General features: G+C 60.0%; 14 protein-coding genes and 1 tRNA gene. 9 read left to right on the top strand and 6 right to left on the bottom strand.

What is annotated here, in order from left to right; translation table 11 throughout:
- The first annotated feature begins 9 nt into the window (after positions 1-9).
- The 9 genes from tolB to nadA all read left to right on the top strand — a co-directional run bounded on the left by tolB (position 10) and on the right by nadA (position 6,974).
- Complete coding sequence (gene tolB / locus BB029_RS10725; protein ID WP_043293513.1) at positions 10-1,290, top strand: Tol-Pal system beta propeller repeat protein TolB; 1,281 nt, start codon at positions 10-12, stop codon at positions 1,288-1,290.
- Positions 1,291-1,345: 55 nt separating this feature from the next.
- Positions 1,346-1,846 (top strand): peptidoglycan-associated lipoprotein Pal, encoded by a 501-nt coding sequence (gene pal / locus BB029_RS10720; RefSeq protein WP_003209827.1) that lies wholly within the window; start codon positions 1,346-1,348, stop codon positions 1,844-1,846.
- Positions 1,847-1,852: 6 nt separating this feature from the next.
- Positions 1,853-2,689, top strand: coding sequence for a tol-pal system protein YbgF (gene ybgF, locus BB029_RS10715; protein ID WP_027605544.1), 837 nt, complete (start codon positions 1,853-1,855; stop codon positions 2,687-2,689).
- A 163-nt stretch (positions 2,690-2,852) separates the two neighbouring features.
- Positions 2,853-3,500, top strand: coding sequence for a 7-carboxy-7-deazaguanine synthase QueE (gene queE, locus BB029_RS10710; RefSeq protein WP_027605545.1), 648 nt, complete (start codon positions 2,853-2,855; stop codon positions 3,498-3,500).
- Position 3,501: 1 nt separating this feature from the next.
- Positions 3,502-4,179 carry a 7-cyano-7-deazaguanine synthase QueC gene (gene queC / locus BB029_RS10705; protein WP_065939164.1) on the top strand — a complete coding sequence of 226 codons (678 nt, stop codon included), beginning with the start codon at positions 3,502-3,504 and terminating at the stop codon, positions 4,177-4,179.
- Between the two features lie 63 nt (positions 4,180-4,242).
- Positions 4,243-4,318 (top strand) — tRNA-Lys (locus BB029_RS10700).
- Positions 4,319-4,513: 195 nt separating this feature from the next.
- Positions 4,514-5,089 carry an NAD(P)H-dependent oxidoreductase gene (locus BB029_RS10695; RefSeq protein ID WP_065939163.1) on the top strand — a complete coding sequence of 192 codons (576 nt, stop codon included), beginning with the start codon at positions 4,514-4,516 and terminating at the stop codon, positions 5,087-5,089.
- Between the two features lie 162 nt (positions 5,090-5,251).
- Positions 5,252-5,635, top strand: a complete 384-nt coding sequence (locus BB029_RS10690; protein WP_065939162.1) for a MerR family transcriptional regulator — start codon at positions 5,252-5,254, stop codon at positions 5,633-5,635.
- A gap of 280 nt (positions 5,636-5,915) precedes the next feature.
- Positions 5,916-6,974, top strand: a complete 1,059-nt coding sequence (gene nadA / locus BB029_RS10685) for a quinolinate synthase NadA (RefSeq protein ID WP_027605549.1) — start codon at positions 5,916-5,918, stop codon at positions 6,972-6,974.
- Positions 6,975-7,111: 137 nt separating this feature from the next.
- Here nadA and BB029_RS10680 read toward each other — a convergent pair whose 3' ends face one another.
- The 6 genes from BB029_RS10680 to gcvH form a co-directional block, all read right to left on the bottom strand.
- The gene (locus BB029_RS10680) at positions 7,112-7,600 is read right to left on the bottom strand and encodes an RDD family protein (RefSeq protein WP_027605550.1); all 489 of its coding nucleotides are present in this window, start codon (positions 7,598-7,600) and stop codon (positions 7,112-7,114) included.
- 94 nt (positions 7,601-7,694) lie between these two features.
- Positions 7,695-7,907 (bottom strand): cold-shock protein, encoded by a 213-nt coding sequence (locus tag BB029_RS10675; RefSeq protein ID WP_014339904.1) that lies wholly within the window; start codon positions 7,905-7,907, stop codon positions 7,695-7,697.
- Between the two features lie 393 nt (positions 7,908-8,300).
- The gene (gene gcvT / locus BB029_RS10670) at positions 8,301-9,425 is read right to left on the bottom strand and encodes a glycine cleavage system aminomethyltransferase GcvT (RefSeq protein ID WP_065939161.1); all 1,125 of its coding nucleotides are present in this window, start codon (positions 9,423-9,425) and stop codon (positions 8,301-8,303) included.
- Between the two features lie 39 nt (positions 9,426-9,464).
- Positions 9,465-10,841, bottom strand: a complete 1,377-nt coding sequence (locus BB029_RS10665) for an L-serine ammonia-lyase (protein WP_065939160.1) — start codon at positions 10,839-10,841, stop codon at positions 9,465-9,467.
- 113 nt (positions 10,842-10,954) lie between these two features.
- Positions 10,955-13,795 (bottom strand): aminomethyl-transferring glycine dehydrogenase, encoded by a 2,841-nt coding sequence (gene gcvP / locus BB029_RS10660; RefSeq protein WP_065939159.1) that lies wholly within the window; start codon positions 13,793-13,795, stop codon positions 10,955-10,957.
- Between the two features lie 10 nt (positions 13,796-13,805).
- Positions 13,806-14,189 carry a glycine cleavage system protein GcvH gene (gcvH, locus tag BB029_RS10655; RefSeq protein ID WP_065939158.1) on the bottom strand — a complete coding sequence of 128 codons (384 nt, stop codon included), beginning with the start codon at positions 14,187-14,189 and terminating at the stop codon, positions 13,806-13,808.
- Between the last annotated feature and the right edge of the window lie 209 nt (positions 14,190-14,398).

Below are 14,398 nucleotides of genomic sequence, written 5' to 3'. Positions count from 1 at the left end.
CTTCGAGGAATGCTTGTCGTTATTTGCTGTATGGCAGGGATAGCGGCGGCGGATGAAAAGAACATCCTGGTCACCAGCGGCAGCGATCGGGCCACCCCGATCGCGGTAGTGCCGTTTGGCTGGCAGGGCGGCAGCGTGCTGCCGGACGACATGGCCCAGATCGTCAGCGACGACCTGCGCAATTCCGGTTACTACGCACCGATTCCGAAAGGCAACATGATCAGCCAGCCGACCCAGGCCAGCGAAGTCATCTTTCGTGATTGGAAAGCGGTGGGCGCGCAGTACCTGATGGTCGGCAGCATCACGCCGGCCGGCGGTCGCCTGCAGATCCAGTACACCTTGTTCAACGTGGCCACCGAGCAGCAGGTCCTGACCGGCAGCGTATCGGGTACCGCCGAACAACTGCGCGACATGGCCCACTACATCTCGGACCAGTCGTTTGAAAAGCTCACCGGTATCAAGGGTGCGTTCTCGACACGCCTGCTTTATGTAACGGCCGAGCGTTTCTCCGTAGACAACACTCGCTATACCCTGCAGCGTTCGGACTACGACGGTGCGCGGGCAGTGACCTTGCTGCAATCCCGTGAGCCAATCCTGTCGCCGCGCTTCGCGCCGGACGGCAAGCGTATTGCCTACGTGTCTTTCGAACAGAAGCGTCCGCGTATCTTCGTCCAGCACATCGATACTGGCCGTCGTGAGCAGATCACCAACTTCGAAGGCCTCAACGGTGCACCGGCCTGGTCGCCGGATGGTTCGCGCCTGGCATTCGTACTGTCCAAGGACGGCAACCCGGACATCTACGTGATGAACATGGCTTCGCGCCAGATCAGCCGCGTGACCAGCGGTCCTGGTATCAACACCGAACCGTTCTGGGGCAAGGATGGTTCGACCATCTACTTCACCTCGGACCGCGGCGGCAAGCCACAGATCTACAAGACCAGCGTTGGCGGCGGGGGTGCGGAACGCGTGACCTTTATCGGTAACTACAACGCCAATCCTAAGCTTTCGGCTGATGAAAAGACGTTGGTGATGATTCACCGTCAGGATGGTTTCACTAATTTCCGGGTTGCGGCCCAGGATTTGCAGCGTGGAACGGTAAAAATCCTCACAGATACCAACCTTGATGAGTCAGCTACTGTTGCGCCCAACGGCACCATGGTAATCTACGCCACCCGCCAGCAGGGCCGGGGAGTCTTGATGCTCGTGTCCATTAATGGACGCGTAAGGCTCCCGCTTCCTACCGCACAAGGCGAAGTCAGAGAACCGTCCTGGTCCCCTTACCTGAACTGACGCGGCGCTACAAAAAGAAGTACTTAACACACTGGGGTTCATTAGGAGTTTCACGATGGAAATGCTGAAGTTTGGTAAGTTTGCTGCTCTGGCTCTGGCTCTGTCCGTAGCCGTTGGTTGCTCGTCTAAAGGCGGCGACAATGCCGGTGAAGGCGCAGCTGTTGATCCAAACGCTGGTTACGGCGCTAACACTGGTGCAGTTGACGGCTCCCTGAGCGAAGAAGCTGCTCTGCGCGCTATCACCACTTTCTACTTCGAATACGACAGTTCGGACCTGAAGCCAGAAGCCATGCGCGCTCTGGACGTTCACGCGAAGGACCTGAAAGCTAACGGCGCTCGCGTTGTTCTGGAAGGTAACACTGACGAACGTGGTACTCGTGAGTACAACATGGCACTGGGCGAGCGTCGTGCGAAAGCCGTTCAGCGCTACCTGGTACTGCAAGGTGTTGCTCCAGGCCAACTGGAACTGGTTTCCTACGGTAAAGAGCGTCCAGTTGCTACTGGCCACGACGAGCAGTCCTGGGCTCAAAACCGTCGCGTCGAACTGCGTAAGTAATTCGTCATGCGAACGTGCCGTCGTGCTCTAACTGTATTGGCTCTCAGCCTCGCCCCGCTTGCGGTGTGGGCTGCGGTTCCTGTGGAAGACAGCAACTCTGGCTATAACAATAGCGGGAGTAGCTATCCGCCAGCGGGTTATGGCACGAACGGCGCCTATGCTGGGGGGGCGGCTACGTCCGCTCCCTCGGCACAGGGCGAACTGTTCAACCAGCTGCAACGCATGCAGGATCAATTGGCGCAGCAACAAGGCACCATTGAAGTTCTGCAAAATGAGGTGCGTCAGCTGAAGCAAGAAGGCCTGGAACGTTACCAGGATCTTGATCGACGTATAGGAGCCGGTGTTACACCTGCCGCTACTCCTGATAATTCTTCTGCCGGTGGCGCGCCCAGCGCGGCTATCGGTGGTGCAGCAGCAGGGGCCGCCGCTGCGAGCCAGGCCCCTGCCGCCAGCAGTGAACCGGGTGATCCGGCGAAGGAAAAGCTGTATTACGATGCAGCCTTCGACCTGATCAAGGCCAAGGATTTCGATAAGGCCAGCAAAGCCTTTACTGCCTTCCTGGGCCGCTACCCAAACAGCCAGTACGCGGGCAATGCCCAATACTGGTTGGGCGAGGTGAATCTGGCAAAGGGTGATCTGCAGGGGGCGGGCCAGGCATTTGCCAAGGTCAGCCAGCTGTACCCCAAGCACGCCAAGGTGCCCGACTCGCTGTATAAACTCGCTGACGTAGAACGCCGCCTGGGTCATACCGACAAGGTCAAAGGCATTCTGCAGCAGGTCGTAGCCCAATATCCGGGTACCTCCGCTGCACAGTTGGCCCAACGGGATCTGCAACGCTTGTAAGCGATGCAGCCGTTTAGAAGAAACCCGCGCCTGGCGCGGGTTTTTTCGTTAGAATCCACGCCCTTTTATGACACACGCTTCCTGGGGCCTACGCGTTGGCGGGGTTCCTTGAAGTGCCTGACGGAGGCGGACAGCCTGTTTAGCTGTTACGCCCGTGGCGACTATGCAAGACACATTACGCATCACCGAAGTTTTTTACTCGTTACAGGGTGAAACGCGAACCGCTGGCTTGCCCACAGTTTTTGTGCGCCTGACCGGTTGCCCCTTGCGTTGCCAATACTGTGACAGCGCCTACGCCTTCAGTGGCGGCACCGTGCGCACCCTCGAAGACATCCTGGAACAGGTTGCCGGCTACCGGCCCCGCTACGTCTGTGTAACGGGTGGCGAGCCCCTGGCCCAGCCCAACGCCATCCCCTTGCTCAAACAGCTGTGTGATGCCGGTTACGAGGTCTCCCTGGAAACCAGCGGGGCCCTGGATATTTCCGCTGTAGACCCGCGTGTCAGCCGAGTGGTTGACCTCAAGACGCCGGGCTCCAAGGAAGTGCACCGCAACCGCTACGAGAACATCGAGCTGCTGACGCCCAACGATCAGGTCAAGTTCGTGATTTGTTCCCGTGAAGACTACGACTGGGCCAACTCCAAGCTGATCCAGTACGGCCTTGATCGCCGTGCCGGTGAGGTATTGTTCTCTCCCAGCCACCACGACCTGAACGCGCGCGATCTGGCCGACTGGGTGGTTGCCGATAACCTGCCCGTACGCCTGCAATTGCAGCTGCATAAATACCTGTGGAACGACGAACCGGGGCGCTGAGATGACTGATCAAAAGCGCGCGGTCATCCTGCTGTCCGGTGGCCTCGACTCCGCGACGTTAGTGGCCATGGTTCGCGCCGAAGGTTACAGCTGTTACACCATGAGCTTCGACTACGGTCAGCGCCACCGTGCCGAACTGGAGGCAGCCGCCCGTGTGGCCCGAGACCTGGGCGTGGTCGAACACAAGGTGATTGGCCTGAACCTCGGCGGCATGGGTGGCTCGGCCTTGACCGACAGCACTATCGACGTCCCTGAGGGGCCCACCCAAGGCATCCCGGTCACCTACGTACCGGCACGCAACACCGTGTTTCTGTCCCTCGCCCTGGGCTGGGCGGAGGTTCTGAGCGCCCGTGACATCTTCATCGGGGTTAACGCGCTTGATTACAACGGCTACCCGGACTGCCGCCCCGAGTACGTCGAGTCGTTCGAACGTATGGCCAATTTGGCGACAAAAGCCGGGGTAGAAGGGCAGGGTTTCCGGATCCAGGCACCGCTGCAAAACCTGAGCAAGGCCGCTATCGTGAAGGTTGGCGTAGGACTCGGTGTCGATTACTCGCTGACAGTTTCCTGCTATCAGGCAGACGATGACGGCCGTGCCTGTGGGAAATGCGACAGCTGCCGACTGCGTGCAGAGGGCTTCCAAATGGCCGGAATTACGGACCCGACGCGTTATTTCTGATTTATTTCAAATAAGGTGTTGAATAATCCTTAGAAATCAGTATTATACGCGCCACCACACAGCGGGTCGTTAGCTCAGTTGGTAGAGCAGTTGGCTTTTAACCAATTGGTCGTAGGTTCGAATCCCACACGACCCACCATTTTTGGCGGTTTAGAAAATCCGGAAGGCCCACGCAAGTGAGGATTTCCGGGTTTTTTTTTGCCTGCGATTTGGTGCTTACCTGCCGGTGCGCAATGCACCCAAGCTATACCAGCATTTGGCAAACCTCCCTGTTGACTCTCCTGTTACGGGCACACCCTATCCTGCCCGTTCGACTTTTCAGGATGAAGTGACGATGAGCAAACGAGTACTGGTGATTCTGGGGCACCCCTCAACCGACAGTTTCTGTGGGGCGTTGACCGACACCTATGTGAAGGCGGCCACAGAGGCCGGGCACGATGTGCGTCTATTACGTCTGGATGCACTGCGGTTTGATCCAGTGCTGCGCGATGGCTACAAACAGGTTCAGTTGCTGGAGCCCGATCTGCTCAAGGCCCAGGCCGATATCACGTGGGCTGAGCACCTGGCGTTTGTCTATCCCATCTGGTGGGGCGGAATTCCGGCCCTGATGAAAGGCTTCTTCGATCGGATATTCCTTCCCGGTTTTGCCTTCAAGTACCGCAAAGGCAAAGCCTTTCCCGACAAGCTTTTGAAGGGGCGCACGGCTCACCTGCTGGTCACGATGGATACCCCGCCGTGGTACTACAAGTGGGTCTACCGCATGCCGGGCGTGCACCAGGTGCGCAAGACCACGCTGGCGTTCTGCGGCATCAGACCGTTGAAGACTCTCTCCTTCGGGCCAATCCTCGGTTCCGACGCCTCCCAACGGGAAGCCTGGCTCAAGCAAGCCCAGGCTATCGCTTGCTGCTGACATGGCCGTTGCACAGCATCGCCTTGCAGCAGGCGATGCCGGCTTTATCCCTGCCAATTACACTGCCTTTTGCCACCTTCGAGTTTCCGACCCCGTAGACATGTGTGAAGATGCGGCGCGCCAAAGTGCTCTCCCCACTCTTGTGCCAAAAAAGGACTTTTCATGTATATCGGCAAAGCCGCCCAGCTATCGGGCACTACCGTCAAGACGATCCGCCACTATGAAGACATTGGCTTGCTGCCGCCGCCCGTGCGCGAGGGTAAGTATCGGGTCTATAACCAGCAATGCGTTGAGCTGTTGACGTTCATCAAGTGTGCTCAGCAGCTGGGTTTCAAGCTTAAGGAAATGCAGGCGATTCTGCAGGACCACCGGGGCCTGGAGCTGCCGTGGGATTTGGCCAACCAGGCCATTGCCGATAAAAAGCTCGAGCTGAAAGCCCAGATCGAAGGGCTGCAAAACATCTACGACGGTCTTGAACAGTTCGAAAGCAACCTCAAGGACGCCCGGTACCAATGCCAGTTCGAGCCTCTTTCCAAAACGGTCTGAACGAACTTGCTGCATGAACTCTGCCCGCTGACGGCTATGTGCTTGAGGTGATTTCTGAAGGCGGGGGAGACCCAAGGTACCATTGCGGTTTTTAATCGACAGGCGCACGCGTCAAAGCCAGATTAGGCTTTTGAAACCATTGGATATTCTGTAGCCTTGCGCAGCTTCACCTTTACCCGTGCTTGATGAACACAATCACTTCGTCCGGCGGCGCCCGAAGGGCTCCAGAGCCGGTGGTACACTCGACTTTCGCGCTACTGCGCCTGCAGGTCTTGCGAACATGACGCACATTTCCGAACGCCTACTGGTTCAAGCCCACCTCGATGCCAAGCAGCCCAAGGCCCTCAGCGCCGAGGAAGAGGCGAGCCTGCGTGCCGCCATCGCTGCCGAGCTCAAGGCTCAGGACGCGGTGCTGGTTGCCCACTTCTATTGCGATCCGGTGATCCAGGCCCTGGCCGAAGAAACCGGCGGCTGTGTCTCCGACTCCCTGGAAATGGCCCGCTTCGGCGCTGCCCATCCGGCTAAGACCGTACTGGTCGCCGGTGTACGTTTCATGGGCGAGACCGCCAAAATCCTCACCCCCGAAAAACGCATCCTCATGCCGACCCTGGAAGCCACGTGCTCCCTGGACCTGGGGTGTCCGGTGGATGAGTTTTCGGCGTTCTGCGACCAGCATCCCGAGCGCACCGTGGTGGTGTATGCCAACACTTCGGCGGCGGTCAAGGCCCGGGCCGATTGGGTGGTGACCTCCAGCTGCGCGCTGGAAATCGTCGAAAGCCTGATGGACAACGGCGAGACCATCATCTGGGGCCCGGACAAGCACCTGGGTACCTACATCCAGCGCCAGACCGGTGCCGACATGCTGCTGTGGGACGGTGCGTGCATCGTCCACGAGGAGTTCAAGTCCAAGCAGTTGGAAGACATGAAGGCGCTGTACCCGGACGCAGCGATCCTGGTGCACCCGGAATCGCCGACCTCGGTAATCGAACTGGCCGACGCGGTGGGCTCCACCAGCCAGTTGATTGCGGCGGCACAGCGGCTGCCGAACAAGACCTTCATCGTGGCGACCGACCGCGGCATCTTCTACAAGATGCAGCAGCTGTGCCCGGACAAGGTCTTCGTCGAAGCGCCCACGGCCGGTAACGGCGCTGCGTGCCGCAGTTGCGCGCACTGCCCGTGGATGGCGATGAATACGCTGGAGCGTACGCTGCAGTGCCTGCGTGAGGGCAGTAATGAGATATTCGTCGAGCCGTCGGTGATTCCGCACGCCGTGCGACCGCTCAAGCGCATGCTGGATTTCACCCAGGCGGCGCGCCTCAAGCTGGCGGGTAACGCCTGAACCGAGGCGAGCTCGGTTGAAAATGTGGGAGGGGGTAAGCTCCCTCGCCACAGGTTAATTTTTACCCGTTCTACTTCTTAACTGATCGGCATTAGGGCTTGCCCCCTTCCACATTTTGATTTCGTTCAGACAGCGGGTTATTTCTTTTGCTTCGGGATGCGCACCAACTGCGTATCCGAGTAGATGTCATGCCAACTGCGTTTGTGCTTGTCGAACAACGACCAGACAAACCCCAGCCCCACGCATAACCACGACGCAATCGACACCACAAAGCGCAACAGCGCCTGCCACAGGCTGATCCGCGAGCCGTCAGCGTTTTGCACGCGCACGCCCCAGACCTGCATGCCCAGGGTTTGCCCGGAATGGGTCCAGAACTTGGCAAAGAAACCAAACAGCACAAACAACAGAATCGTCGACAGCAGCGGGTCACCGTCCAGTGCGCCGGATTCGGTGAGGGTGCGCATCCTGGCTTCGCCCACGAACGCGATCCACACCAGCTTGTAGATAAACGCGGTGACGATCAGCAGCGCGGTGCACAACAGGAAGTCATAGAACATCGCTGCCAGGCGACGGCCCAGGCCAACGGCGGGGAACTCGCCTTGGGGACTCAGCAAGGGTTTGGACATGGCAGGGCTCTCAGAGGAAAAAAATCATTTTACGGAATAGCGCCCATAAAAAAGCCCCTGATGTCATGTCAGGGGCTTTTTGTCGCAGGAAGGATCAGCCTTCTGCTTGTACTTCGTCAGCCTGCATGCCTTTCTGGCCTTGAACTGCAACGAAGGTGACCTTCTGGCCTTCCTTCAGGCTTTTGAAGCCGTTGCCTTGAATAGCGCGGAAATGCACGAACAGATCCGGACCGCTTTCTGGAGTGATAAAACCAAACCCTTTCTCGTCGTTAAACCACTTGACGGTACCGCTCTGACGATCAGCCATTTTCTTATTTCCTTGACGCTAAAAATTAATGACAGCCCCTTTCACATGAAAGAGTACTGGGCTGGGTTGCAGGAAAGTAAGAGACGTCGAACGGGTTGTAGCACAACTACTTCAGCTACTGCCCAGGTCCAGGTTCCAAGCGACCCATGCAAACACAGTGGGCAAACTCTACGCCAACTAATGGAGAAAAAACAAGCCCTGGCAAAAGCCCGGGTTTTGCTCGGTCGCATGACACTTCGTTGAATAATGTGAAGCCGACTTATTCGATAGAATGGGTCACTTGTTATAGGTTAATTCCTATAATAATGCCTATCGTTGCTGCACTGTTTTATGGCGGTTGCGTTACAGATTAGTGCACGTTAACGCAACCGCGTTACTTATAGGAACAGTCAATCAGCCACGATAGTAACGTTGCGGCACAAATGGCATTTTGCTTACACGAAGTGGCACTTTTTTCCCACGCACCAACGCAGAGACTTCGGTGTCCAGTGCGGTGAATGCGCTGTCCAGGTAACCCATGGCCAGTGGGCCACCCAGGCTCGGGCCAAAGCCACCGCTGCATACGCTGCCGATCACGCTGCCGTGGGCATCGACGATCTCTGCGCCTTCACGTACAGGTGTGCGCTCCTGGGGCAGCAGGCCTACGCGCTTGCGGCTGACACCGGTTTGCTGCTGGGTGAAGATGCGGTCGGCACCCGGGAAGCCACCGGCACGCGCACCGTCGGTGCGTCGGGCCTTGGAGATAGCCCACAGGAGGCTGGCTTCGATCGGGGTGGTCTCGGTGTTCATGTCGTGGCCGTACAGGCACAGGCCGGCCTCCAGGCGCAGCGAGTCACGGGCGCCCAGGCCGATGGCCTGCACTTCGTCCTCGGCCAGCAGGCTGCGCGCCAGGCTTTCGGCGCTGGCGGCAGGCACGGAGATTTCAAAACCGTCTTCACCGGTGTAGCCCGAGCGGCTGACGTAGCAGTCCACGCCCAGCAGGCGCACCGGGGCGAATTGCATGAAGGTCATCCGGGTGACTTCCGGTGCCAGGCGCGCCAATACCTTCACTGCGGCCGGACCTTGCAGGGCCAGCAGCGCGCGTTCTTCGAACAGCGGCTCGATGCGGCACTGCTCGCCGATATGCTGGCGCAGGTGCGCCAGGTCCTGGTCCTTGCAGGCTGCGTTGACTACCAGGAACAGTTCGTCGTTACCCAGGTTCGCCACCATCAGGTCGTCGAGGATGCCGCCCTGGCCGTTGGTGAACATGGCGTAGCGCTGCATGCCGACCGGCAGGTCGATGATGTCGACCGGTACCAGGGTTTCCAGGGCCTTGGCGGCATTGGCGCCGGTCAGGCGGATCTGGCCCATGTGGGACACGTCGAACAACCCGGCCTGTTCACGGGTGTGCAGGTGCTCCTTCATCACGCCCAGTGGGTATTGCACCGGCATGTCGTAGCCGGCGAAGGGCACCATGCGTGCACCCAGCTCGAGGTGCAGGGCGTGCAATGGGGTTTTCAACAGGGTTTCGGTGGACATGTTCAGCTCCTGAAAAACGTGCCGGCGCGCCTTTAGGCGTCAGCACTCGATAATATTGACCGCCAAACCGCCACGGGCGGTTTCCTTGTATTTGCTTTTCATATCGGCGCCGGTCTGGCGCATGGTGCGGATGACCTTGTCCAGCGAGACGAAGTGTTGCCCGTCGCCACGCAAGGCCATGCGCACTGCATTGATGGCTTTCACCGAGCCCATGGCATTGCGCTCGATGCAGGGCACCTGCACCAGCCCGCCAATCGGGTCGCAGGTCAGGCCGAGGTTGTGTTCCATGCCGATTTCGGCGGCGTTTTCCACCTGGGAAACCGTGCCGCCCAATACTTCGCACAACGCGCCAGCGGCCATGGAACAGGCCACGCCGACTTCACCCTGGCAACCGACTTCGGCACCGGAGATGGAGGCGTTTTCCTTGTAGAGAATGCCGATGGCGGCAGCGGTGAGCAGGAAGCGCACCACGCCGTCTTCATTCGCGCCGGGGATAAAGCGCATGTAGTAATGCAGCACCGCCGGCACAATCCCGGCCGCGCCGTTGGTGGGCGCCGTGACCACGCGCCCGCCGTTGGCGTTTTCTTCGTTGACGGCCAGGGCGTACAGGTTGACCCAGTCCAGCACCGACAGCGGGTCGCGCAGGGCCGACTCCGGGTTCTTGCACAACTGGCGATGCAAGGCGGCGGCGCGACGCTTGACCTTCAAGCCGCCGGGCAAGATGCCTTCGTTGTGACAGCCGGTCTCTACGCAGTCCTGCATCACCTGCCAGATCTTCAACAGGCCGGCACGGGTTTCCGCTTCCGGGCGCCAGGCACTTTCATTGGTCAGCATCACCTGGCTGATGGACAGCCCGTAGGTGGTGCAATGGCCGAGCAGGTCCTTGGCATGTTTGAACGGGAACGTCAGTGGGGTGGCGTCTTCGACGATCCGGTCGGCGCCGGCGGCGTCTTCATCCACCACAAAACCGCCGCCCACCGAGTAGTACTCGCGGCTGCGGATCTGGATGCCCGCCGCATCAAAGGCACGAAAAATCATGCCGTTGGGATGGTAGGCCAGGGGTTTGCGAATCATCGCCAGGTGTTCTTTCTCGTTGAACGCAATGCTGTGTTCGCCGAGCAGGTTCAAGCGACCGTCGCCGCGCATCTGCGCCAGGCGTGCGGCCACGGTTTGGGTGTTCACGGTGTCCGGGTGTTCGCCTTCCAGGCCCAGCAGCACGGCCTTGTCGCTGCCGTGGCCTTTTCCGGTGGCGCCGAGGGAGCCATAGAGTTCCACCTTGATGCCGGTGGTGGCGCTCAGCAGGTTGTCACGCTTGAGGCCTTCGACGAATCGAGCGGCCGCGCGCATGGGGCCGACGGTGTGGGAGCTGGAGGGGCCGATGCCAATCTTGAACAGGTCGAACACGCTTAAGGACATGAGTTGTTCTCCGGTTTCTTGTTATAGGAGCAGCGGCAAGCTCCAAGCCACAAGCTGCAAGAAAGAGCCTTAGGCTTTAACTTGCAGCTTGTAGCTTGCCGCTTACAACTGCTTTAGGCATAAAGCTCGATCGACGGGCATGCACACACCAGGTTGCGATCACCAAACACGTTGTCGACCCGGCCAACCGGTGGCCAGTACTTGCCTTCGATCAACGAAGCGACCGGGTACACCGCTTGTTCACGGCTGTATGGGTGGCTCCATTCGCCAACCAGTTCCGCCGCAGTATGCGGTGCGTTTTTCAGCGGGTTGTCGTCCTTGTCCAGGGTGCCGTTTTCCACCGCGCGGATTTCTTCGCGGATGGCGATCATCGCGTCGCAGAAGCGGTCCAGTTCTTCCTTGGACTCGCTTTCGGTCGGCTCGATCATCAGCGTACCCGCCACCGGGAACGACATGGTCGGGGCGTGGAAGCCAAAGTCGATCAGGCGCTTGGCCACGTCATCCACGCTGATGCCGCTGCTGTCCTTCAGCGGGCGCAGGTCGAGGATGCATTCGTGCGCCACCAGGCCGTTGCTGCCGGTGTACAACACGGGGTAGTGCTCTTCGAGGCGACGGGAAATGTAGTTGGCATTCAGGATCGCCAACTGCGAAGCGCGCTTGAGGCCCGCGCCGCCCATCATGCTGATGTACATCCAGGTGATCGGCAGGATGCTCGCGCTGCCGAACGGTGCCGCACACACCGCGCCTTCCTTGCGCGCCATGGCCGCGTGGCCGGGCAGGAAGGGCGTGAGGTGGGATTTGACGCCAATCGGGCCAACACCCGGGCCGCCACCGCCATGGGGGATGCAGAAAGTCTTGTGCAAATTCAGGTGGGACACATCGCCGCCGAACTTGCCCGGTGCGCACAGGCCAACCATCGCGTTCATGTTGGCGCCGTCGATGTACACCTGGCCGCCGTTGTCGTGGATGATCCCGCAGATTTCGCGGATACCTTCCTCGAACACGCCGTGGGTGGACGGGTAGGTAATCATCAGCGCGGCGAGGTGCTCACGGTGCTCGATGGCCTTGGCGCGCAGGTCTTCGATGTCGACGTTGCCACGGGCGTCGCAGGCGGTGACGACCACACGCATGCCGGCCATGTTGGCGGTGGCCGGGTTGGTGCCGTGGGCCGACGATGGGATCAGGCAGATGTCGCGACGTGCTTCGCCACGGCTCTGGTGATAGGCACGGATGGCCAACAGGCCGGCGTACTCGCCCTGGGAACCGGCGTTCGGCTGCAGGGAGATCGCGTCATACCCGGTGGCCGCGCAGAGCATGGCTTCCAGGTCGGAGGTCAGTTGCAGGTAGCCGGCGCTTTGCTCGGCCGGAGCGAACGGGTGCAGGGCACCGAACTCGGCCCAGGTCACCGGGATCATTTCACTGGCGGCGTTGAGCTTCATGGTGCACGAGCCCAGCGGGATCATGGTGCGGTCCAGGGCCAGGTCCCTGTCCGCCAGCTTGCGCAGGTAGCGCATCAGCTCGGTTTCCGAGTGATAACGGTTGAACACCGGATGGCTGAGGATCGGCGACTGGCGCAGCAATGCGTCGGGGAGGCGGCTGTCCACCGTGGCGTTGACGTCCGGCAGGGCTTTGCCATTGGCAAAGATCGCCCACAGGGTTTCGATATCGGCCTGGGTGGTGGTTTCGTCGACCGACAGCCCAACCCGCTCGGCGTCCACCACGCGCAGGTTGATGCGCTGGGCGCGGGCCTTGTCGTGCAGTGCGGCGGTGTCGGCGCCGGTGTGCAGGGTCAGGGTGTCGAAGAAGTGTGCCTGCTCGACCTTGAGGCCCAGGGCGGTCAAGCCCTTGGCGAGCATCGCGGTCAGCTGGTGAATGCGCTTGGCGATCTGGGTCAGGCCCTTGGGCCCGTGGTACACGGCATACATGCTGGCGATGTTGGCGAGCAGCACTTGCGCGGTGCAGATGTTGCTGGTGGCTTTCTCGCGGCGGATATGTTGCTCGCGGGTCTGCATGGCCAGGCGCAGGGCCGGCTTGCCGAAGCGGTCTACCGACACACCGACCAGACGCCCCGGCATGTCGCGCTTGAACGCATCCTTGGTGGAGAAGTACGCCGCGTGCGGGCCACCGAAGCCCAGCGGCACGCCGAAGCGTTGCGCACTGCCGATGGCCACATCGGCGCCGAACTCACCCGGCGGGGCCAGCAGGGTCAGGGCCAACAGATCGGCAGCCACGGCCACCAGGGCGTTGGCGGCATGGAAACGCTCAGTCAAAGCGCGGTAGTCGAACACGTCACCGTTGCTGGCCGGGTATTGCAGCAGGGCGCCGAAGAACGGGCTGACATCGGTCAGTTCGCGCTCATCGCCCACCACTACGTCGATGCCCAGCGGCTCGGCACGGGTGCGCAGTACGTCGAGGGTTTGCGGGTGGCTGTGGACCGAGGCGAAGAAGGCGTTGCTGCCCTTGTTCTTGCTCAGGCGCTTGCAGAAGGTCATGGCTTCGGCGGCGGCGGTGGCTTCATCGAGCAGCGAGGCGTTGGCGATCGGCAGGCCGGTGAGGTCGCTGATCAGAGTCTGGAAGTTCAGCAGCGCTTCCAGGCGGCCTTGGGAAATTTCTGGCTGATAAGGCGTGTAGGCGGTGTACCAGGCCGGGTTTTCCAGAAGGTTGCGCAGGATCGGCGACGGCGTATGGCAGTTGTAGTAGCCCTGGCCGATGTAGGTCTTGAACAGTTGGTTCTGGCTGGCGATGGCCTTGATCCTGGCCAGGGCCTCGGCTTCGCCCAGGCCGTCTTCCAGGCCGAGCACGCTGGTGCCCTTGATGCTTTCCGGGATCACGCTGGCGCTCAGGGCTTCCAGGGAATCGAAGCCCAGGCTGGCGAGCATCTGCTGCTCATCTTCCTGGCGCGGGCCGATGTGGCGGGCGATGAACTCATTGGCGGTGCTGAGATTGATGGTCATGGCGCGCTCCTCAGGCTTCGGCGTTGGCTTTGATCAGACGGTCGTACGCGTCCTGATCCAACAGTTTAGCGACTGCCCCGGCATCGGCCGGTTTAAAGCGGAAGAACCAGCCTTCGCCCAGCGGGTCTTCGTTGACCAGTTCCGGGTTGCCATCGAGTTTGGCGTTCACTTCCAGCACTTCACCGTCCAACGGCATGTACACGCCGCTGGCGGCCTTGACCGATTCAACCGTGGACGCTTCAGCGCCCTTGTCATAGGCCTGCAACTCCGGCAGTTGCACGAACACCACATCACCGAGCGCGTTCTGCGCGAAAGCGGTGATACCCACGGTGACGCTGCCGTCAGCTTCGGCGCGCAGCCATTCGTGATCTTCAGTGAAACGCAACTCGCTCATGGAAACTCCTCAGGGCCAGAATCGTCTGGTGGGCAGGATTGGAATAATGGGGAGTTGCTTAGCAATATCGCGGCCAATGTGATTAATCCTTTATTAATCAATAGCTTGTCAAAAACGGTTATAACGATAGCGTATTTGTGTGTAGCGATTTCGCTACAGTCCGGCCGTCGAAAAAAAGCCTATGCGGATCAAAGCCTTGCATGGCGCGC

The sequence above is a fragment of the Pseudomonas sp. S3E12 genome (assembly GCF_001702295.1).
GTDB classification, from domain to species: domain Bacteria; phylum Pseudomonadota; class Gammaproteobacteria; order Pseudomonadales; family Pseudomonadaceae; genus Aquipseudomonas; species Aquipseudomonas marginalis.
Note: the sequence above shows the minus strand (reverse complement) of the source record. Positions and strands in the feature narration are given on the sequence as shown.